The sequence below is a fragment of the Candidatus Electrothrix sp. genome, from assembly GCF_052785085.1.
This window is the reverse complement of record NZ_JALAAI010000070.1, coordinates 1-20775: the sequence shown is the minus strand read 5'-3', so window position 1 is coordinate 20775 and position 20775 is coordinate 1. Positions and strand designations below refer to the sequence as shown.

At 46.3% G+C, this 20775-nt stretch carries 25 protein-coding genes; 16 read left to right on the top strand and 9 right to left on the bottom strand.

Annotated features, from left to right (window positions below; all coding sequences use genetic code 11):
- The first annotated feature begins 301 nt into the window (after positions 1 to 301).
- The 7 genes from L2082_RS12035 (at position 302) to arsB (ending at position 4215) form a co-directional block, all read left to right on the top strand.
- The gene (locus L2082_RS12035) at positions 302 to 517 is read left to right on the top strand and encodes a hypothetical protein (protein WP_446010086.1); all 216 of its coding nucleotides are present in this window, start codon (positions 302 to 304) and stop codon (positions 515 to 517) included.
- Between the two features lie 250 nt (positions 518 to 767).
- Positions 768 to 1241, top strand: coding sequence for a type II toxin-antitoxin system VapC family toxin (locus tag L2082_RS12030; RefSeq protein ID WP_446010087.1), 474 nt, complete (start codon positions 768 to 770; stop codon positions 1239 to 1241).
- A gap of 2 nt (positions 1242 to 1243) precedes the next feature.
- On the top strand, positions 1244 to 1417 hold the full coding sequence (locus L2082_RS12025) for a hypothetical protein (protein ID WP_446010088.1): 174 nt from the start codon (positions 1244 to 1246) through the stop codon (positions 1415 to 1417).
- 496 nt (positions 1418 to 1913) lie between these two features.
- A complete protein-coding gene (locus L2082_RS12020; protein ID WP_446010089.1) occupies positions 1914 to 2087 on the top strand; it encodes a hypothetical protein in 174 nt (57 codons plus the stop codon).
- 469 nt (positions 2088 to 2556) lie between these two features.
- On the top strand, positions 2557 to 2691 hold the full coding sequence (locus L2082_RS12015) for a hypothetical protein (RefSeq protein WP_446010090.1): 135 nt from the start codon (positions 2557 to 2559) through the stop codon (positions 2689 to 2691).
- Positions 2692 to 2718: 27 nt separating this feature from the next.
- Positions 2719 to 3120: an arsenate reductase ArsC gene (locus tag L2082_RS12010; RefSeq protein WP_446010091.1), complete on the top strand. Its 402-nt coding sequence runs from the start codon at positions 2719 to 2721 to the stop codon at positions 3118 to 3120.
- A gap of 9 nt (positions 3121 to 3129) precedes the next feature.
- Entirely contained in the window at positions 3130 to 4215 is a 1086-nt protein-coding gene (arsB, locus tag L2082_RS12005) for an ACR3 family arsenite efflux transporter (RefSeq protein ID WP_446010092.1), read from the top strand.
- A gap of 3 nt (positions 4216 to 4218) precedes the next feature.
- Here arsB and recO read toward each other — a convergent pair whose 3' ends face one another.
- Genes recO through L2082_RS11990 form a run of 3 tightly spaced genes read right to left on the bottom strand, consistent with a single transcriptional unit; the run spans position 4219 to position 6760 of the window.
- Complete coding sequence (recO, locus tag L2082_RS12000) at positions 4219 to 5010, bottom strand: DNA repair protein RecO (RefSeq protein WP_446010093.1); 792 nt, start codon at positions 5008 to 5010, stop codon at positions 4219 to 4221.
- Positions 5011 to 5015: 5 nt separating this feature from the next.
- Positions 5016 to 5732: a helix-turn-helix domain-containing protein gene (locus L2082_RS11995; protein ID WP_446010094.1), complete on the bottom strand. Its 717-nt coding sequence runs from the start codon at positions 5730 to 5732 to the stop codon at positions 5016 to 5018.
- Between the two features lie 38 nt (positions 5733 to 5770).
- Complete coding sequence (locus L2082_RS11990) at positions 5771 to 6760, bottom strand: SurA N-terminal domain-containing protein (RefSeq protein WP_446010095.1); 990 nt, start codon at positions 6758 to 6760, stop codon at positions 5771 to 5773.
- A 397-nt stretch (positions 6761 to 7157) separates the two neighbouring features.
- Here L2082_RS11990 and L2082_RS11985 point away from each other — a divergent pair, with 397 nt between their 5' ends.
- The 7 genes from L2082_RS11985 to L2082_RS11955 all read left to right on the top strand — a co-directional run bounded on the left by L2082_RS11985 (position 7158) and on the right by L2082_RS11955 (position 12249).
- The gene (locus L2082_RS11985; RefSeq protein ID WP_446010096.1) at positions 7158 to 7727 is read left to right on the top strand and encodes a TlpA family protein disulfide reductase; all 570 of its coding nucleotides are present in this window, start codon (positions 7158 to 7160) and stop codon (positions 7725 to 7727) included.
- Between the two features lie 92 nt (positions 7728 to 7819).
- On the top strand, positions 7820 to 8032 hold the full coding sequence (locus L2082_RS11980; protein ID WP_446009258.1) for a hypothetical protein: 213 nt from the start codon (positions 7820 to 7822) through the stop codon (positions 8030 to 8032).
- 206 nt (positions 8033 to 8238) lie between these two features.
- Entirely contained in the window at positions 8239 to 8931 is a 693-nt protein-coding gene (locus L2082_RS11975) for a class I SAM-dependent methyltransferase (protein ID WP_446011792.1), read from the top strand.
- 13 nt (positions 8932 to 8944) lie between these two features.
- Positions 8945 to 9622: a precorrin-2 dehydrogenase/sirohydrochlorin ferrochelatase family protein gene (locus L2082_RS11970; protein ID WP_446009260.1), complete on the top strand. Its 678-nt coding sequence runs from the start codon at positions 8945 to 8947 to the stop codon at positions 9620 to 9622.
- On the top strand, positions 9619 to 10419 hold the full coding sequence (locus L2082_RS11965) for a cytochrome C assembly family protein (protein ID WP_446009261.1): 801 nt from the start codon (positions 9619 to 9621) through the stop codon (positions 10417 to 10419). The genes L2082_RS11970 and L2082_RS11965 overlap by 4 nt, the downstream gene beginning before the upstream one ends.
- Before the next feature lie 3 nt (positions 10420 to 10422).
- Positions 10423 to 11712 carry a glutamyl-tRNA reductase gene (gene hemA / locus L2082_RS11960; RefSeq protein ID WP_446009262.1) on the top strand — a complete coding sequence of 430 codons (1290 nt, stop codon included), beginning with the start codon at positions 10423 to 10425 and terminating at the stop codon, positions 11710 to 11712.
- A 39-nt stretch (positions 11713 to 11751) separates the two neighbouring features.
- Positions 11752 to 12249, top strand: coding sequence for a hypothetical protein (locus L2082_RS11955; RefSeq protein WP_446009263.1), 498 nt, complete (start codon positions 11752 to 11754; stop codon positions 12247 to 12249).
- Between the two features lie 55 nt (positions 12250 to 12304).
- On the opposite strand, the gene L2082_RS11950 is transcribed toward L2082_RS11955, so the two are convergent.
- The 6 genes from L2082_RS11950 to L2082_RS11925 all read right to left on the bottom strand — a co-directional run bounded on the left by L2082_RS11950 (position 12305) and on the right by L2082_RS11925 (position 18893).
- Positions 12305 to 13093, bottom strand: a complete 789-nt coding sequence (locus tag L2082_RS11950) for a DUF3800 domain-containing protein (protein ID WP_446009264.1) — start codon at positions 13091 to 13093, stop codon at positions 12305 to 12307.
- A gap of 419 nt (positions 13094 to 13512) precedes the next feature.
- On the bottom strand, positions 13513 to 14859 hold the full coding sequence (locus L2082_RS11945) for a trypsin-like peptidase domain-containing protein (protein WP_446009265.1): 1347 nt from the start codon (positions 14857 to 14859) through the stop codon (positions 13513 to 13515).
- The gene (locus tag L2082_RS11940) at positions 14786 to 15208 is read right to left on the bottom strand and encodes a hypothetical protein (protein WP_446009266.1); all 423 of its coding nucleotides are present in this window, start codon (positions 15206 to 15208) and stop codon (positions 14786 to 14788) included. Before L2082_RS11940 ends, L2082_RS11945 begins: the two co-directional genes overlap by 74 nt.
- 337 nt (positions 15209 to 15545) lie before the next feature.
- Positions 15546 to 15839 carry an AbrB/MazE/SpoVT family DNA-binding domain-containing protein gene (locus tag L2082_RS11935; RefSeq protein ID WP_446009267.1) on the bottom strand — a complete coding sequence of 98 codons (294 nt, stop codon included), beginning with the start codon at positions 15837 to 15839 and terminating at the stop codon, positions 15546 to 15548.
- Between the two features lie 81 nt (positions 15840 to 15920).
- Positions 15921 to 17555, bottom strand: coding sequence for a tetratricopeptide repeat protein (locus tag L2082_RS11930; RefSeq protein WP_446009268.1), 1635 nt, complete (start codon positions 17553 to 17555; stop codon positions 15921 to 15923).
- Positions 17556 to 18893, bottom strand: coding sequence for an ATP-binding protein (locus L2082_RS11925; RefSeq protein WP_446009269.1), 1338 nt, complete (start codon positions 18891 to 18893; stop codon positions 17556 to 17558).
- A gap of 171 nt (positions 18894 to 19064) precedes the next feature.
- Here L2082_RS11925 and L2082_RS11920 point away from each other — a divergent pair, with 171 nt between their 5' ends.
- Both L2082_RS11920 and L2082_RS11915 read left to right on the top strand, forming a co-directional pair.
- Positions 19065 to 19784, top strand: coding sequence for a peptidase M48 Ste24p (locus L2082_RS11920; RefSeq protein ID WP_446011791.1), 720 nt, complete (start codon positions 19065 to 19067; stop codon positions 19782 to 19784).
- Between the two features lie 470 nt (positions 19785 to 20254).
- A complete protein-coding gene (locus L2082_RS11915; protein WP_446009271.1) occupies positions 20255 to 20554 on the top strand; it encodes a hypothetical protein in 300 nt (99 codons plus the stop codon).
- Positions 20555 to 20775 lie beyond the last annotated feature (221 nt).

The following is a 20775-nucleotide window of genomic DNA, read 5'->3' as shown; positions in this document are numbered from 1 at the left end:
TTTATTGTGCATAACACCTGAAATGAGTAAAAGGTTTAACATTATTGACTTTTCCTCATTATACAGGCTTTTTATTATCTAAGCAACTGTTTTTGTGTGGCGTTGAGATATTCTTTTCAACACCCTTAAATAGCCTTTCTTCATCTCCATAGTCAAACAAGGTCCTGAGTCGAACATGATTCAGGGCCTTTCTTATATATCCCACCATATCCTTGCCCTGTCTGCATACATCAGGTAATATTCTTTTGAGAATGACGAGGGAGCTATGTTCCGTTAACCTGCCGAAACAAGGGGACGCAAGATGAAACGAGTTGTATTGACAGTCACAGATGAAGCGAAATTCCATCTCCTTATCAATTTCCTGCGTGAGATTCAGTTCGTCAGGATTGAAGACGAGCCTAGAGGCGGGGTACGAAAGATGACCCGATTACCGCAGGCGACGTTGCATCCTGTCACAGCGGAAAATTTTACAATGTTCAGCAGAGACGAACTCCATGAACGAGAGAGTTTTCATTGATACGAATATTCTGATTTACTCGTTCCTGAAAAATGACGAAGCCCGGCACGATATGGCGGTGCAGTCGTTTGCTCCGAGGATATGCAGCACGGGCAGGTGATAGAACATAGACAGGGGACGTGACTGACCAAGAAGCCCTCTGTACAACCAATGACGGTTCACAGGGGGCTTTTCTCTTTCAACCTTGTTTGGTAATGTTAAAGAGAACGGAGACCCCTCGCTCAGAATCAATTAATGGATGCAATGTAAAATGACCCGAAAAGTTTACATAGAAACTTCGATAATATCCTATCTTACATCCCGAAGCACGAACAACCTGATTGCAGCCGCCAGAAAAAATGAAACTGTTCATTGGTGGGAGCACCATAAAAAACGTTTTTCTCTTTACGTTTCCAATCTCGTCATAGAAGAGGCCGGGCGTGGTGACAAGGAAGCGGCTGCAAAGAGATTGGATGTGATTGCAGATATTGAGACATTGCCTGTAACTTCAGAGGCTGTTGCTCTGTCAGAAATGCTGATACGTCATAGTGCTCTTCCTGAAAAGGCGACGGATGACGCTTTACACATTTCTATTGCCTGTGTTCATCGGGTGGATTTCTTATTAACCTGGAACTGTAAACACATTGATAACGCAGAGAAGAAACCGCTGATAAGAGAAATCTGCAAAGACAACGGGTTCATTTGTCCCGAAATAGCAACACCTGCCGAGATGATGGGAGATTAAAAATGGAAGATGAGATTATCAGGGAACTCAGAAAAATCAAAGATGAAATAGGTAAAGAACATTCATATGATGTGAAGAGACTCGGTTCCTATCTGCAAGGGAAAGACGGAATGAGACACAAGTCGAAGAGGCACGAACAGAGCCGACCGGAACAACCGGTCACACCAGCCGGATAGTTGGGTGCATCTCGTGCATCGCCCTACCCGTCCATGCCGCCGGAAAAACAGGCTCTCCCCATCTCCACGAACAATGACCTCAGTCGAGCATGAATCAGGGCGTTTCTTTTATATTCGCCATATCCTTGCCCTGTCTGCTTACATCAGGTAATATTCTCTTGTGGAAAAAGAGAGAAAACGGAGGAACTTGATAGGGCAGGAATTGAGTAAAAAATCGAAGCTGTTTGCATGATTGAAGGTTATGCCCCTCCGATCATCTGCACGCCGGAAGAACTTATGAGTGAGGAGTGAGCAATGCGAGAGTGGGAAGATCCTATTGTTAAAGAAACGAGAAAATTACGTGACAATTATACTTCCCGGTTCAAGGGAGATATGAAAGCAATGTATCAGGATATCCTGCGTCGACAGCAGGCGCATAAGGAGAGGCTTACAACGCTTCCGTCACGCAAGCCGAAACATCGTAACTCTTCGACATAGCACGGTTAGGGAAAGAGATATGATTGAAGATCCCATTGTCGCTGAGATTCGTCGTTTTCGTAACGAGCACGCTGAAAAATATGGTCACGATCTCAAACGTATTTGCAACTCGTTACGAGAATTTGAAAAAACTTCCGGGCGTAAGGTGGTGCATCGCAAGCCGCAACTGTTGCAGTCGAAAATGGGTGGTTGATGCAGATTAACCTCCGTCACCGCTGATATCAAGCATGAGCCACCGGAGAAATAGTCTCTCCTCATCCCCACAAACAACGCCCTGAGTCGAGCATGATTCAGGGTGTTTCTTTTATATCCGCCATATCCTTGCCATGCCTGCATACAAATATTCTCCTGAGCGAATAATGAGAAAACCAACCCTATTATCAAGCTTTACAATAACAGTTTCAGGAGAAATAATATGACTAAACGGCTTGAACACGCCACGTAGAAAAAGGAAAAGGTCGTTGGCTGTTTGAAGCTGACGACCTTTTTTTATATTAAGTTGTTATCCCGAAGTAACAGTAACGTACATATCATGTTGTTCGGAAGCCGATTATTATTTGGATCCATTGAAAAACCTCTATTGTTAATAAAAAATGGCTAGTTTGTTGGAAAAATTTCCCCTGCCAAAAACAACGGTTTCCTAACAAGAGACTAACAGAAGGATGTTATTTTTGAGAAGTGTTGCCTGTCTGGACTGTGCATTCTATCAGCAGGTGAAAGAAGAAGAGGGATCTCAACTGAGAGTAGTAGCAGGCTTTAAGCAGGATTCTATGAAGAATGAACCTGCTCCTGCTTGAAAAAAAAGAAAAAATTGTCTTGTTGCTATGTTGAAAAAAGTATTGTTTGTCTGTGTTGAAAATGCCTGCCGAAGTCAGATGGCTGAGGCCTTTGCCCGTCTCCACGGGCAGGATTGTCTGCAAGCCCATAGTGCAGGCTCCAGACCATCCGGCAAGGTTAATGAACAAGCGATTCGTTCGATGAAGGCTGTGGGCTATGATTTACGCCGGCATGCTTCAAAGGCCCTGGACAATCTTCCGGAGATGCGCTATGACCTTGTTGTGACCATGGGCTGCGGTGATACCTGTCCCTTTGTTCATGCCACTGAAAGGCATGATTGGAACATTCCTGATCCCAAGGATATGGATATGCAGCATTTTAATGAGGTCAGGGATATGATTGAGCAAGAAGTGTTAGCCCTTCTTGAAGAGCTGAATTGTAACGAATGAGGCAAGGTTATGACGGAGAAGAGAGTAAAGAGACTGTCCTTTTTTGAGCGGTATCTGAGTGTCTGGGTGCTGCTCTGTATTGCAGTCGGTATCATGTTGGGTAAGACAGCCCCTGGTGCGGCAGCAGCATTGAATGGCTTTTCCATGTATCAGGTCTCCATCCCCATTGCTGTCTGTCTGTTTTTTATGATGTATCCCATCATGGTGAAGATCGACTTTGCTCAGGTCATGCGCTCTGCCAGGACACCAAAGCCGGTGCTGCTGACGCTCTTCATCAACTGGGCCATTAAGCCCTTTACCATGTTTGCCATAGCCTATTTCTTTCTCGGGTATCTGTTCAGGGACTTTCTGCCTGGCACTGAAGTGCTGGCTAACGGTGAAGAGGTGGAACTGTGGCGGAGTTATATTGCCGGGGCCATTCTTCTGGGTATTGCCCCGTGTACCGCCATGGTGCTGATGTGGGGCTACCTTGCCAAGGGCAATGACGGTCTGACCCTGGTAATGGTGGCGATCAATTCGTTGATGATGCTCTTGCTCTACGGTCCCCTGGGCGGCCTGCTGCTCAATGTCAATGCCATGCCTGTTCCCTGGCAGACCATGCTCTTCTCCGTGGCAATCTATGTTGCCTTTCCTTTGCTGGCAGGCTATCTGACCAGGAAGTGGATCATCAAAAGCAAGGGGTTGGACTGGTTTACTGCAAAGTTTCTCCATTGGTTAACTCCGATCAGTATAACGGCCCTGCTTTTTACCCTGGTGCTGCTCTTTTCCTTTAAGGGTGAGGTGATCATCAATAATCCCCTCACTATTTTCTGGATTGCTATCCCGCTCTTGGTGCAGACCCTGGTCATCTTTGCTCTTGGTTATTTTTTCCTGGCACGGGCACTGAAACTGCCCTACCGTGATGCGGCACCTGCCGCCCTGATTGGGGCTTCCAATCATTTTGAAGTGGCTATTGCAACAGCGGTTATTCTGTTCGGATTATCCTCTGGTGCGGCCCTGGCCACGGTTGTCGGAGTGCTGATAGAGGTTCCGCTGATGCTTATGCTGGTTGCTGTGTGTAAGCGAACCTCTCATCTTTTTGCACGTCCTCAATGATCATTACCGTTTTTTTGATATCGGTTTTTTGATACCTTGAACCAGAAAACTCCAGGAGTGGATATCGCATTGGAGAAGATATCTGGAGTAGCTGTATAAAACAAAGAGACATTCAGAAGCAACCTGTTCCGGCATTTGCAGGCGCTGCATCTGGTTGATAGTCATTTTTTGCGCTGTTTGGAGAAACTTAAGGCTTTGCAGGGAAAGGGAATAACGAGAGAGGTCTGTGGTACCACTGCAACGAGGGCAAAGAAGCGAGCCATTACCGGGCTGAAACATGAAGCTGAGCTGTTTGTTCTGCCCTGGTAAGCAGGAGCAGGCTGCACAATGCTTCAGCCTGGGTTGATAGCCACAGGCGTCAAGCAGGTGAAGCAGGAAAAAGACAAGGGCTGGTAGGTGAGCTGTTCCATTATGCAGGGAATGCAGGAGCCAATGGAGTAAGGTAAAGATCCTGCTGTCCGGGTCGTGCTCCCGGGTAAAGCGGAGAACCAGCTCACAGGCCAGTATTGCCGGACAATATCGTTGCCAATGGGTCCTGAGAGAAAGAAAGGCCTCTTGTAACTCCGCCTCGCTGAGAAAATGGAGGCGGTTATATTTTGCCGGACGATAGATGACATCAAGCAGAGAGAACTCTTCCAGTTTATTGACAAAGCGTTTTTGCGAGCGTTTGGCCCCCTTGGCTATGGCAGTAAATCGACCATGGTCCGGGCTGTACAGGGTGACTATCCTGTCTGATTCACCAAAGTCGGTGTTTTTAAGAACAATACACCGGGTGCGGCAGTTTTGAGACGACACAAGGGCTATTCTGGCGTTGTGTTTTGTTCAACAGGTTTGTCAGCAACCTCATCAGTTTCTTCAACTGGTTGTGTAGGTTCCAGTGGCGGCGCAATGCTTACAGGCCCTTCACTCTGTTCAGGTGTTGTTCCAGGCAAGAAAGAGCGTTCCTCTTCTGCTTCTTGGTCAGGTTGAGCCGGTTGAGCCATATCTGTTGTGCTGACCTGGGTTGGTTGCTGTTCAGGAAAATAGGCAAAGGGGTTCCAGCCCGTATACCAGCTAAAGAGAGCAAGGAAGGTTATAATCAGTACAAGAAGACTGATAGCCCAGACAGCTGATGAGATAAGGGCTGGCTCAGCGAGTTCCTTGGTTGACAGGCCTAACCCTTGTTGGCTGAACGACTTGCTTTTTCTTTCTCCTTCTGTTAAGCAGTGGGTTCGTTCTTCAAAAAACAGGCGGGCTGCCTCGGTCCCGTCAAGACCGAGAAAATCAGCATAAATGTTGATCTGGCCTCGGATAAAGGTGTCTGCTGGCAGCTCGTTATAGTTGCCCAGCTCTATAGAGGTCAGGTTGGAAGAAGAAATCTTTGTTTCTCGTGAAATGTCATGGACTGTTAAGGTCTTTTTTTCACGAAGCTGACGAAGTAACTTGCCAATAGGCAGGTTTTCGTTTTTCTTGTCAGGAACTTGCTCTTCCTGTGTTTCCTTGGCGTGTTGTGAATCGCTGTTTTTTTGTTTGGTCATTAAATGTTTTTGTGTGAAATTATGGACTATTAAGGCGATCAGAGGATTTTGATGTATGCCTGGTCGCGTATTTTTTCCAGCCATTCTTTATAGCGCTTTTCCGCTTCCTGCTTATACAGTATATTGCGAATTTCCTCTTGAGTTTTTTCATCAAGCACTTGGGTGTTGCTGTTCATATCTTGCTTATGCTCCAGGAGTTTGAAGAACATATAACTATCTGGGCGTTCAATAATAGGACTGATTTCTTCGGGTTGCAGTGTGGTTACAGCGTCCCGTATATAGGCAGCCATCTCATCTTTTCTGAAAAATCCCAGGTCGCCGCCATCAGCGGCAGAGGGCAGGTTAGAGTATTTTCGGGCAAGTTCCTTAAAGTCCTCTCCTTCCTGGGCCAGTGAATGTGCGGTCTCAATCTGGTTCCGCGCATTTTTTTTGGCTGTGGAAAGCTCAGAGGTTTGGAGGGTGTCAGCCCAGGAGACACCAAGCTGTAGTATATAATAGCCTTCAGCTCTTGCATGCTCACTGTATTGCTCCTCAAAATATTTTTCTATTTCCTTGTCTGGAATCACCACCTTGGAGCGGACTTCGTAATTGATCAATTTACTCCGCAGGATCTGTTCACGCAGTGTTTCGCGATATTGCTCTTGGCTCAGGCCCATTTTTTGTAATTCCTTCCTGAAATCTTTGTTTGTAAAGTTGTTGCGTTGGATAACCTGGGCCTGGGCGTGATCAAGCTCTGATTCACTCACAGAAATATTGCGTGCTGTAGCCTGTTGACTGAGGAGTTTATTTTCAATAAGTTGGGTTATAATTTTTTTTTGCGCCTCTAGCAATGCCTGTGCCTGTTGTTCTGGTGGCGTTTTTTCTCTGATTTGGCGAAAAATTACTTCCCCAACTCTGTTGATATCAGAACGGGTGATGACATCCTGATTAACCACTGCAACGCTGGAATCAATGATTTCTGATTCGACCAGTGGAGCGTGAATGGTAAAGAAAAAGGGTAATAATATGTATAACCAGTTGATTTTCATGATATATAAAAGTGTACTTCTGGTGAAGATAATAAGTTTAAAAAAGCGCAACAAGTAAAGTGGACCCCATCGTCAACAGATGCCCAGAGGTCTTATACGTCGTCAAGGAATTAACTATGTAACCATTACACAAAAGCTTGTAAAGACGCAATGCTTTTTAAAAGGAGGACCGAAAGAGAAAGAGGGAAGGAAAGAGGCAGGACTGAGATTAACTTTGTATATGAGTTCATGCGGTTATTCTTTTTCTTTGTAAGAGAGTGATAATTCGGAGAGGGTTCTTTGTTGACAAATTTGTGTGGAGAGCTATAAATATTGATATACATAAAAAAGACGAGCTGATTATCTTTGTGCTAATTTATCTAATTACGCATCAAAATATATTTTGCAGGAGATGTGCATGAATTCAATAATCGTGAAAAAGACGTTGGTTGTCTGTACCATTTTGTTGCTGGCCTTGAGTGGGCATGCTCAGGCTACACCTATGCCCGATTTTACGCTCCCCTCTGTTGTTGATGGGAAAGATATCAGTAGTGATGATTTTAAAGGCAAGGTGTTATTGGTGACGTTTTTTACCACTTGGTGTCCTCCCTGTCGTCAGGAGATCCCTTCGTTGATCCGTCTTCAGAAGGACCTGTCTGCTAAGGGTTTTTCCGTGCTTGGGCTTTCCCTTGATGAAGGAGGTGCTGAAGTCGTGAACGAGCTTGTAGAAAATGATAATATCAACTATCCGGTACTAATGGCAGACAGTGATGTTGTGAGTGGATTTGGTGGAGTCACTGGAATTCCCACTTCTTTTTTAGTGACCCATGAAGGGAAAATGATACGAACCTACGCAGGTTATGTTCCGCACGAGTTGCTGAAACAGGATATCGAAGAAATAATTCCTCCAGAGACGAAAGAGATAAAAAAAGTGAAAGAGGTGAAAGAGGTCAAGAAAGTCACAAAAATAAAGGGATCAGTGAAGTAGCTTTTCGTTGTTGACAAGCGTCGGAGAACAGTTTACAGTATGGATTATTTTTGTTTTTAACTACTATAATTGATATATATTAGGAGATTATCATGAAAAAAATACTCGCAGCTTTAATAGTAACCGCTTTTGCATTCTGTGTTGGTACTGCTTTTGCAAGAACAGTTAAATGTACCATTGAAACTGTAGAGAAAGAAAAGGTGACCATGACGTGTAAGGATATGGAAAAAGTAGCTGAACATTATAAAGCCGGTGATGATATAAAAATGAAAAAAGTAAAAAAGAAAGTAGTTGAGGGTTGCTAAATCCACTCTAAAAAATTTTCTTGCTTGATCCTTACAAGTGGAGGAAATTTTTGACGTTTTTATGACAAGAGCCGACAGCGTACCTGCGCTGCCGGCTTTTTTGTTTTTTGTGTATATGAAAGTATCGGGTGCTTCCTTTGAATCTCCTGATCAATTTTTATGGCTTGAAATTATAGAGAATACAGACAAGCACTGAAGAGAAAAATATGGATCCGCAGACACTTCCGGCTGAAACTCAGGAGCTTTACCGTACAATTAAAAAGCAATACCGTGTTGGCTTTGAATCATTAAAACTTGAAGATGATCTTCACTTGCATCTCTTGAAGATTACAGATATTGAAGAGATGCTGGCTGGTAAGGATCCGTTAAAAAATCCTTCAGAATTTCCTTTTTGGGTGCGCCTGTGGGAGGCTGCTCTTGTTCTTTCCCGTTTTATGGTGAAGTTACGGCCAGCTCCTGGCACAAAAGTACTTGAGCTTGGTGCTGGTCTTGCTGCTCCTGGTCTGACCGCAGCAGCTCTGGGGTGCTCTGTGACCGTGACAGATTATGAGGATATCATTCTCGACTTTGGTCGGGTCAGTGCAGCAGCCTCAAAACTGGATCAGGTCCGGTTTTCTTTGCTGGATTGGTTGAATCCACCAGAGATGGAACAATATGATATTATTCTCGGAGCAGAGGTCTTGTTTCGGGATGAGTTCTTTCAGCCTCTGCTGAACGTGCTTCGTCGGGCTGTAAAGCCAGATGGCGTGATTTACCTTGCCCATGATATGCAAAGAAAATCGGTCAGCCCCTTTCTTCAGTTGGCAGAAAAAGAATATGCTATCTCTGCCTCCAAAAGGGTGCTACGAAGCCTGGAGCAAGACAAGGAAATCCTCCTGACGCGTTTAACGCCCCGCTGAGTTATTTTTTGCTGTGTACCCCATCAGCTTAAATATTTCAGGTAAACTCTGTGTTGTTGTGGGAGGTGGCAAGGTTGCTGAACGTAAAGTCCTCTCTTTACTTGATGCCCATGCTGCTGTCCGGATTATCAGTCCACAGCTGACTATGATGTTGGCAGAACAGGCTGCCAAAGGAGCTGTCCAGTGGTGTGAGCGAGGCTACCAGCACGGTGACCTCAATGAAGCCTTGCTGGTATTTGCAGCCACTGATAACCGACTGGTACAGGATGCTGTTGTTCAGGATGCTCAGCAGGCTGCTATTTTAGTGAATGTGGTTGATGCTCCGGAACGCTGCGATTTTCAGGTGCCAGCCCTTGTTCGAAAAGGTGATTTGAATATAGCGGTTTCCACCAATGGAGCAAGTCCGGCTCTGGCAGCAAAAATCCGTCAGGAGCTGGACAAGAGATACGGCAATGAGTACGCCATTGTATTGCGCCTGATGTCGCTTTTAAGGAGAAAAATTTGCAGCGACCCTTCCTCACGCTGTGCTGACCGGAAAAGGGTGTTCCAAAATATCTTGCATGAGGATATAATCCACTGGATACGGGCAGAGCAATGGGAACGGCTTGCTCAGCATCTTGATACGGTTCTTGACCCAGATATTGATTTTGATCTCACTGAACTCACAGCGCAAGAGATAAAAGAAACATGAGCTATCCTCTTTTTCAAGCGAGTTTTACCGTCTATTGTATCGCTACAGCTCTTTATATTATCTTCTTTTTAAACCAGAAGAAGCAAATACGAAAGGCTGCACGAATGGTTTTTATAGCAGCTGCTTTTTTGCATGCTGTGAATATACTTCTTCGCTATATTGAGGCAGGGCATACTCCTATTACCAGTATTCACGAGGTAATTTCTTTTTTTGCCTGGTCAGTCGCCTGTTGTCATCTTTCTTTTCGTTGGCGCTATACCGTGAAAAACTCTGGTACCTTTACTGCTGTCATTGTTCTTCTCCTGATGCTGATAGCATCATTCGCCTCCCGGAAGATACTCCCTTTACCGCCTGAAATGCAATCTTGGTGGTTGCCTGTTCATGCCTCAGTTTCTATTATTGCTGCGGCCTTTTTGACACTGGCCGCCATTGGTGGAGTTATGTACCTGCTCCAGGAAAGGGAGTTGAAGCAGAAACGCTTTGGTTTCTTTTTTTCCCGACTTCCTTCTTTGGATACATTGGATAAGTTGAACCAACACTGTATCAGTATTGGTTTTCCCTTGATGACAGTGGGGATGCTTGCCGGATATATCTGGGCTCGTCAGATATGGGGTGGCCGTCCCTGGCAGTGGAATCCGAAGATTGTCATGTCTGTGATAACCTGGTTGCTCTATGCCGGACTTATGCACCAGCGTTTTACCCTGGGATGGCGGGGCCGTCGAGCCGCCGGGATAACCATTATTGCCTTCTTTGCTGTGTTGCTCATCATTGGGTCTATGTTACAGGAGGGACTGTAAGGTATGGGACAGGATTCCATAGTTCTCCTTGGAGTAAACCATAAGAAAACTCCTTTGGAAATACGGGAGAAAATGGCTCTTACCGGAGGCTATCAAGAGCCTCTGGAGCAATTGCGGGGCTTGGAAGGACTGAAGGAATATTACCTTCTTTCCACCTGTAACCGGGTTGAGGTGTTGTTTATCAGCCAGAACCCGGAACAGATGCGGCGTGAAGTGCTTGATCTGCTTTTTGCTGGCAAGGTGAGCCGGGAAGAGGTAGCAGGCTGTATCTATGTGTATGAGAATCAGGAAGCAGTTCATCATCTCTTTATGGTTGCTTCCAGTCTTGATTCCATGATTGTTGGTGAATCCCAGATCCTGGGGCAGCTGAAAGAGGCCTTTCGTCATGCATCGGAACAGAAAACAGCAGGGATGATTTTGAATCGGCTGCTTCATAAAGCCTTTTCTGTAGCCAAACGGGTGCGAACAGAAACCCGGATCGGAGCCAATGCCGTTTCTATCTCCTATGCTGCGGTGGAATTAGGGCGTAAGATTTTTGGCGATCTCCGGGGCAAGCGGGTTATGTTGGTTGGGGCAGGGGAGATGGCCGAGCTTGCTGCTGAGCATTTGATGGGGCAGGGTATTGACGATGTTGTGGTTGCCAACCGTACCCTGGAACGGGCCATGAAACTGGCAGCTCGTTTTAAGGGCAGAGCCATTGGGCTGGATGAAGTGGTTGACCAGCTTCTTGATGTGGATATTCTGATCAGTTCCACCGGGGCTCAAGGTCTGGTGTTATTCAAAAAGGATATTGCACCGCTCATGCCCCGGCGTCGGAACCGACCCCTGTTTTTTATTGATATTGCCGTGCCACGGGACCTGGACCCGGAAATCAATACCTTGGAGAATATTTACCTCTATGATATTGATGATCTGAATAATGTGGTTGAGATGAACCGTGAGCAACGGGATAAAGAAGCACTCAAGGCCCGCCGCATTGTTGAGGAGGAAAGCCTGAAGTTTCAGCGTTGGCTTGCTGGTATGGAGGTTACCCCGACCATTGTGGATCTCAGAGCAGTTGCAGAGTCCATTTGTCAGGCTGAACTGGCCAAAACCCTGCCAAGGCTTAACGGTATCAGCAGTAAAGAGCGAAAATCCATTGAACGGATGGCCGCATCCATTGTGGGGAAGATGCTCCATCATCCCATGCGCTACCTCAAAGCCGAGCATGCCTGTATTGACCAGACCGAGCGGATCATGCAGGTTCGGAATTTGTTTCAGCTTAATGAACAGTATGAACAGTCCGAAGAGTAAGTCAGGTTGCGTTACGGTTGCTTGAGAGGGAGTTGCAGGATGAGTGAACAGCATCGAGCTGATATTTTGGAAGATGAACTTTTTCTTCTCAGGGATTCCGGGGAATTGCCTGAAATTGCCTACCATTCCTCCCTCTACTATCTGACCCGGGATGAGGATGGCCCTGGTTTGGTGCTTACTGAAGATGAAAAGCAACTCTTGCAGGAGGCTGCTCTGGAACGTTGTCAGGAAATTGTCCTGCGTGATCTAACCCCGGATAATCGAGACCTCAGCCTGTATCGCGGGCCGCGCCGCAGTATCTATAACTGGCAAAGGTATTGCAAATTCTGTCGTAGAACCGGAAGGCGGATTGATGACCGGTTCCGAGCCGAGGTCGCTCAGACCTTGGTCAGTTTTATTCAGCAGGAAATGGAAGATGTACAGGAAGGGCAGAGAGACAGTTCAGTCAACTGCACGACCGAGGATCTGCTTGTCTTTGCTGAGGAGGTTGGTGTCTCAAGTTTGAGTCATGACCTTGGCAGGTTGTTCTTGCGTTAATAGTTTTACCGGTAAACTCTGCGGCTCCTGTTTGTGTTTTATTTTGTAAAGATAGTTAGTTGTCGTGCCGTAAAGTTTTAAATCCATACTTAAGATACCCATCGTACTTTTTCTTACTTTTAAATTCTAACCACTTGGTTCTATCCCAATGTTGCTTCATGTGCTCGTAAGAACATGCTCCCTCTACATTGGAGCAGTAATATTGATAATGATTGGTAAAAACTAGCGAGCTAAGATTGTCTACAATCTGTAATCCTGCTGTAAGCTGTGAATCAGCAAACAAAGGTGCCTCATATATATGTTGAAGTTGTTTGCCGTTTTCTGCTCCAAAGATAAATGACATATGAGACTTAGCAACATCATTGTCAAAGCGCTTTGTAGAATCAGCAATTATAATTCCTTTGTCAAAGGAACGATGTTCTGAAATAAATGTGTTGAAACGTTCTGACATGTATTGCAGGGAAAACGTGTAAATTGAGGTTGGAGGCGTTGGTTTTTCGGGATCTTTTACAACACTCACACAAAATAGTTTTCCATCGTACCTTCCAACCATCTCACACAGCTTTATGATATAAATGTGATTTCTCCTGGAACTTTTATTCCTTGGGGAACAGAGAGTATTCCCTTTTACTTCGTATGACTCTGCACGCTTATTTGACTTTGAGATCTCAGCCTCAAAGAAATTTCTTTTTAAATATAGGAGTTCTCTGTCAATATTCCTCCATTCTTCTAGCGGCAGTGCTAAACCCGTTAGAGTAAAGATAGGAGTTTGTCCATTTTTTAGAGGGACATTATGCTTTCTTATATCACCGCTTTCATCTACGTAAAGAACGCAAGTTGCCATGAAAAAGTTCTCCAAAAACAAACAGCCCGCTAAAAGCGGGCTGCCGGGGCTTGCATAGGCGTTCTATAACGCTTTGAATGAAATCTCATTCCGCTATGCAAATTCTGTATATACAAATTCTATGTTTAGAACTAGCATTTGTCAAGTAAAGTACATCATGATGCATCATGCATATGATTGAAGCATTTAACATGCCTAAAAGATACTGTCAATAATTAAAGCTGCATTTTTGCAAAACCACTTTGAGAGCGTTCTTCCGCAGTTTCTTGATCTGCCCCAAAACACCGGTAATTTTAATAAGTATTACACTCTGTGAAAAACAAGAAGGATGGAGGATATTCCAGGCAGATCCGGGTTGAGAAGGACTGGCAGGGTGGGCCTGTCGTAGAGTAGATGAGCCTCTTCTGCGTCCTTTTCCGCTAGTTTGAGAGGAGGTAGTCCTTAAACTCAGCAAAAACAATACGGATAGGAATGGCAAAACCCAGCCCTTCAAATTTTTGGGTGAGGAGTTTTTTGGTATTAACTCCCATGACCCGGCCCTTGTTGTCAATCAAAGGGCCACCGCTGTTGCCAGGATAGATTTGGGCATTGGTCTGGATAAAATTAGCCCGGAACGCAGAGAGGATTCCCGAAGTCACCGTATTTTTTAAACTGAGATCCGCAGGACTGCCCACAGCAAAGACCTGCTGTCCCTGGGTCAGCTCTTTTTCCAGAATAGGCTGAAGAAATGGGGTCTTGTAGCCCGTGATCTTAAGCAAGGCTAAGTCATGTTTATCGCTGGTGCGAAAAAGGCTGGCATAGAGTTCGGTTTCATCAGCCAGGATGATTTTGAAATTGTTCTGACCAGCAAGTCCTTCTTGAGCGCGGTGAAATTCTTCCACATCCTTATCAAAGGATTTCTTTTCACTCTGATACTTCTTTCTGGCCTTGGCTAAACGCTTTTCCTCTTTAAGGAGATCTTGTTCAGCAGCACGGAGTTTTTCCTGTTGCCGTGCCAGAGAGGCTTTGTTCACCTTTCCTGATCGTTGCAGTTTTCTCAAGAGAGCCTGATCTTGTTGTAAATTATTCTTATAGCTTGCATAATGTTGTGCCGCATTATCCAGAGCACGTTTATATTGCTGGAGGTTTTTACGGCCCTGCTCAATATTTGTTTCGATTTTTTTTTGTTGTTTTTTGCTGCCCCGCACTACATGTTTATTAGTGATGATATGGCCATCAGCAGAAATAAAAAAGCCTGAGCCAAACCCTGTAGGTGTTTTGATGGAAAGCGTACTGAGCGAGGCCTGTTCCACAGGAGTTTGAGGGGCCAGGGCCTTGTTCAGTTGAGCTGCCAGGTTTTTCTCCAGAGAAACAGCTGGTTCCTCCTTAGCTTGTTCTTCTTTTTTCCGGGCCTCATAGGCCACCCCTTTGACTTTGCTGTAGGGGATGGAAATGGTGCCGCCGTATTGTTCATAATGGACCGTGTCACCTTCCCTCCAGACATTATTGGTACTGATGATACGACCGTTCTTGAGATACAGTTGATGGGCTGGTACCTGGGAGGCTGTGCAGCAGAGTGCAAGGAGACAGAAAAGAGGCAGGTGTTTGATCATGGTCTTGAAGGCGGATATCAGGTTAATCCCGTTGATTGGCTTGTTGATTCCCGCCCTGATGTTATGGATCAGGGCGAACTCGGGTATCAAGGAGAAAAAATTATTCGGTGGAAGCAGGGGACTCAGACGTTTCCAGATCAATGGAAAGGGTTGCTGTGTAGCGACTTTCTTCAATATGCGCACCTGCAACAGGGTGGGGCTTCAAGTTCTGCAAGGTGATGGTGTAGCCGTTATAGTTCTCGGTGCGGGGAAACATGCCGCCAGTGTTCAGGTGAACGGTTTCCGGGCTTCCGCCGGTGAGTTCCAGCAGGATTTCAGCATTACCCTCCCAGGGGCATTGGGTACCGGTGGGGCAACGGGAATCTTCAAGCACCGAGTTAAAACGGATCTTGAGATCGTTGCTGACTTTTTTGCTGGTCTTGGGTTGCAGTTCTACGGTTTGGGGGAAGTCTTCCTGTTGGGGGCCTTGGGCGCAGGCGCTGAGCATAAGCAGGCAAGCGCAGAGTACGAGTAGTTTCTTCATGGTGTTTTCCTCCTTTTTTGTGGGATAAAGGGTGTACGTCTTATTTTTTAGCCTGTTGCCGATTTGTCGTTCTTCGGTACAGGGAATGCTTTGTTTGTGTTGAAGGAGTCTGTCTTCTTGCGGATATCTGTCGTGAGCAGACGAACATCCATAATCTCCTTGCGAACGTCCGAGACGAGCAAATCAACATCCAGAATCTCATCTGGTACATCCGAAACGAGATACTGGACATCCAGATTCTCATCTGGTACGTCCGCAACGAGATAACGGACATCCGTAACCCTGTCTGGAACGTTCGTATCCTGCTAACGCACGTTGATCGTCTCGTTGTCCATGTTTAAATGCTGTTAACATACGTTTGTTTGCTGTGCTTGTATCCATGTTTCCGCTCCAAGGCTCCCTGTCTGATTGCCTCCTCCATTTCCTCAAGAGATACAGGTTTACCGGTGTGCTGCAGAATTCCGACAACTTCGTCAAGCTGTGTCGGTTTGAAGGGTTGTGCTGATTTCAGGAGCACACCGTCTCCGGTATCAATAATCTGCAATTTTTGCCCCGCATTCCAATTGTACCGGGAAAGGATATTTTTCGGCAGGGAGACCCGCCCCTTGCCTGAGAGTTTTGCCGCCTGCATGGATATCACCTCGCGCTATAAAATTCTTTCCGATTTGTAACGGCTTCAGCATATCCGCCAAGTCAGCGGAAAGCAATCCTCTTATTCTGCGCCGTCCTTCTTTGCCGCTATCCCCAGCTTCTTTATAATCTCCTCAATCCACTCTGTCTCGCCGGGTAGCTTGAGGCGTTGGGCATCAGCTAAGGCGAGGCGAAGCAGGTGCTCAATTTCTTCTTTGTTGGTCTTTGCATCTATTTCATGAAGCAAACGGGCGATGTCAGTTCGGCAAAGCAATAAGGAAAATACATCTCCGAGCTTTTCATAGACAGGAAGCTCCTCTTTTTGATAAATTTCCAGAGCCTTGTCAAGTTCTCCTCTGGCCTGGAAAATGTCGGCAATCTTGCCCATTGTGACGGCTTTTTCTCGTACATCACCGAGCTGTTCATAGACCGGAAGTTCTTCCTGCTGCCGGATTTCCAGAGCCTTGTCGAGTTCCCCTCTGGCTTGGAGGATGTCGGCGATCCTGCCCATAGTGACGGCTTTTGATCGTACATCACCGAGTCGTTCATAGACGGGCAGTTCTTCGTTTCTGCGAATATCTAGAGCCTTATCAAGTTCCCCTCTGGCCTGGAGTATATCGGCGATATCCCCCATAGTGACGGCTTTTGCTCGCACATCACCAATCTTTTCATAGACGGGCAGTTCTTCGTTTCTGCGAATATCTAGAGCCTTATCAAGTTCCCCTCTGGCCTTGAGTATGTCGGCGATCTTGCCCATTGTGACGGCTTTGTTGCGTACATCACCCAGCCGTTCAAGGATTGGAAGTATCTCTTGGTGTCGAATGTTAAGGGCTTGATCCAATTCGCTGCGTTGCTGAAATAAATCTGCTATTCGATCCTTAGTTTCCGCCTCTTCTCGCTCATTATGGAGTTGCCGGAAGACAGGGAGAACTTTTTCTTTGAGAATACATAACGCAGTATCAGGATTATCCTGAGCAGACATGATGTCGGCCAAGTCACGCTGGGTAACGGCTTGGGCTTCAATTTCGTCCAACTCCCTGTACTCCGCAATCGCCTCTGTGAATATTTGTTCGGCCTTGGCATATTCACCGATTGATTTATAGAGATTACCCAGTTCCCGCTTCAGGTCGGCAGTGCTTAACGATGACAATTCCACTGGCCGGGCAAGAAACTCTTCAATCTCCCTGATCCGTTCCTGTTTCCCGGCAACTTCCATGTTCGAGTTTTTGAGCCAATCAAAAGCTATTCGTTCCACCGGCTCAACCGGCACTGTGAAATCCAGCACCTGTTCCCGCCAGGCCCAGAAGTCTGCCGCCTGCAAGGCCATCTCCCGTACTAAAGGTTCGGGCAGCCAGAAGGCCAGGATACCGGCGCAGGTTCGGGCGATATGTTCCCGGTGGTAGTTCAGCCCCTTGAAAAAGGCCCGCTGCTTTTCCTCCCCCAAACTCTCCAGATTGATCAGATGGAGAATCCGTCCCTGTTCTCCTTTTTCCAGCTCCGCTTCAAATGCCTCAAACCCGCCCGGCTCTTTCAGGTTCAGCACCCGGCTGTGTTCCTGTCCGAGAAATTCGATCAGCCCGTCCCGATAGGAAGGCCGGTTCTGTTGCAGGATAAGCAGGCAAGAGCCGCTGCCCCGTTGGATCAGGTTCTGCAAACGGATCAGGCTGCCGGAATGCTCGGCCTGCACCTGCCAGTTTTTCCGCCCCGTTGTTGTCATTTACTCGGTCGCATACTTGGCCTTTTTGTAGCCGGGCAGGGTGGTGATCAGCGGGTGGCTCTTCCAGAAATAATCGTTATACTCCAACAGGATCAGGTTGTAGAGCATCAGGCTGCTCTGCTCGTCCGTGAAGTCGTCCGGCGCATCCGGGTGCATGTCAATCTGGACCAGCCGGCTATAGTCTTCCGTATTGATGAAGCGGCGATACTCATTGGCCACCTGCTTGACCGCCTTTTCAGCAGCACTCCGGTCAATACGTTCTTCATCCGCATAATTAATCGCCACATTGAGGAGGCGGAGCAGATCCCGTGGATGACCGCCGCTGAAGCGGACCAGATAATCCACCGTATCGATCTCATCAAAGAGCTGCTCCGGAACCCGGCGCAGGGCCAGCTCCCGCATCACCGCAATGTTTTCCGGGATATCTTCCCCGTCCCGATCCCGTACTTTGAGCATGGGCAGGCGGAAAGGTTGGTTAAAGCTGGCCGTGATGCAGTTGTCCTGATGGAGGAGATGGATAGGGGCGCAGTAGATGAACAGGCCGTTGATCTGGGTGAGCTGGTGGACATCTTCGACAAAGAACTTGGGCGCGTCCTCCTGATCCAGGCGGTCTGTGCCGTCCACAGTAAAGAGGATGCGTTGTCCTTTACCGGCAGCCCGAATTTTTTCCTCACCAGCCAGGATGAGCTGGTTAAAGGCATCGGCAAACTCGGTAAAGTTATTGCGCACCACCAGGCGCAATTCTTCCCGATAGGTTGAACCAATATTGATTTTATTGGTCAGCTCGCCAAACAGCTTGCCCAGCCAGGGAAGGCCGGTCTGTATCTTTGCCCCTGCCTTGACCTCAGCGGCAAAATCCTGAAGCGCGGTATGGACTTCCACCCGTTCTTTAAACCAGTTTTCCAGCCGGGTCAGAAAGACCTGATCAATGACAATGCCGTCTTCTTTTTCCAGTTGTTCCAGCAGGGCCGCTGCCAGGGCCAGGAGCACGTCCGAGTACTTGAGATTGTTGATGTCCAGCTTTTCCAGACAGTCGAGATGGATAACGTAATAGCGATCCGGGGAGTGGAGATAATCGGCAATGCGGAGTAACTCAGTGCTTTTGCCGCAACCGCGATGACCGGTAAAGAGGGTGTACTGTTTGCGGGGCGCAGCAGGTTTGCTATGTGCCATGCCCTGATTGTCTACGTTCAGCTCCCGGTAGAGCCGTTTGAGGCTGAAATCCCCCCGGGCCGAGTCAGTCTTAACATAAAGGGGATCACCGGGTTTAAGCGGTTCATTAAAGGCCAGCTGGCTCTTGGCCTCCCAGATGGAAATGTCTTGGTTAAGGTGAACCATGGTTTTGTATGCATACAGTAGGTGGTGATGCCCTGCCGTGCGACAAAAGAATCTGTGGCAGAGAGTGTATTTCAGGGGAGCAATATATTGCGTTGCTCGCCTGTATTCTATAGAATACCATAAACTGTTCTTTTTTTCCTTTCAAATACTTTTACGTTATCGCTCTTGTCTATGTTTCAGCTGAAAATTCATCCTCGAAAAACAGCCCTCTTTTTTCTGGCAATCGTTGTTGCTCTGACTGTGCTCCATAGTGTTGTTCAGGCCATTTTTTTATCCACTATGAATGAGAATCTTGTGGAACTCAGTGAATTTGTCGATTTGGATATTGAAAAAAATCTTCCCTCACTCTACTCAGCGTTTGCTATCTTCTTTTGTTCCCTTCTCTTTTTTTGTATCTCCTTGTTGGAAAAAAAGCAAGGGCAGCAGCATGGTTACTGGCTGGGGTTGGCCTGCGTTTTTCTTTTTTTATCATTTGATGAGGCCTTTGTCCTGCATGAGGGGCTTGGTGATTTTACGGAAGCATATATGAACCAGACCGGGATACTGGAAGCCAGTGGATTGCTCTACTTCCCCTGGATTCTTCCCTATGCTTTTTTGACAAGCATCTTAGGAATCATTTATTTCCCTTTCTTTTTTCGACTCCCTCGGAAGACTTTTATCCTTTTGGTTGTATCAGCAGTTATCTTTCTTACTGGTGCAGTTTTTTTTGATATGCTGGGCGGGAAGGAGGCAGAACTGCACGGTTATTACACTGTGACCTATACCCTTTTGTATACTATTGAGGAGTTTCTGGAGATGAGCGGGATAGTTCTGTTGATGTTTACCCTGCTTGATTATATTGAGCAGAAATATGGTCATCTTTGCCTTTCCCTTGAGGAACGGGAATCATAAAAGAAAGCTAGGTGATGCCCACACCTGGTACTGTTTCAGATACGTACAACCGCCGCATGTATTGTTCTGATGCGCAAGTCAGCTCAATTATATTCCGCTCTCAACGCATCTTTTTTTAATTCTCCTGTTGCCCGCCTTTTTTTGTAGCGCCTCTTTCTGTAAATAATGAGCAATTCCATAGAGGTCACCTGTAAACGATCCCCTGGGAAGAGATATTTTTTTCAAGGTATCGTAAAAAAAACGCAAAAAACCTTTCTCTTTCATCTCACGTTAACTTTCCCTTTGCTATCTTGGAATCATAAACAAGAGCAATTTAAGTTTTACCCATTATCACAAACGGAGATTTCAAGGCAAACTGAAAAAAACGAAAAAACCTTTTCCGGTTAATCTTTCGTTAATTTTTTTTTGTTATCCTGGAATCATAAACAAGAGCAATTCTCTTCACCCCATTATACAAACGGAGATTTATCATGAAAAAGACAACAACAGCCCTGACCCTGATTGGATCGTTCCTCGTACTGGCACTTGTTGCAACTGCCCACAGCAGTGGACGCGGCAGTGGATACGGCAGCGGATACGGCTATGGATACGGCGGTGGATACGGCAGTGGATACGAGCGCGGCAGCCGCTACGAATATCGCGGTGGACGTTACGATAATGATGATCGGTATGAATATCGAGGCAACGGCCGTCGCTACTCCGATGATGATCGCTATGAATATCGCAACGGTCGCTCCTCTGACGATCGTTATGAGTACAGACGCCGATAATGAAACGTTCTCACGCATGACAGGTATAGTACGAAGGGAGTAATCCCTTGCTGTAATCAAGAAATGATCCCTCTGAAAAGGGGGATTGTTCCAACAGGCCCCTGACAGCCTTTTTCTGCTAGCTGGTTAATCTTTTAATTTTACACCAGAAAAAAATGGACATTTGAGATTTTTCTGGTATTAATGTAATAAAAAACGATTTGTCATTGGTAACCAAGGGA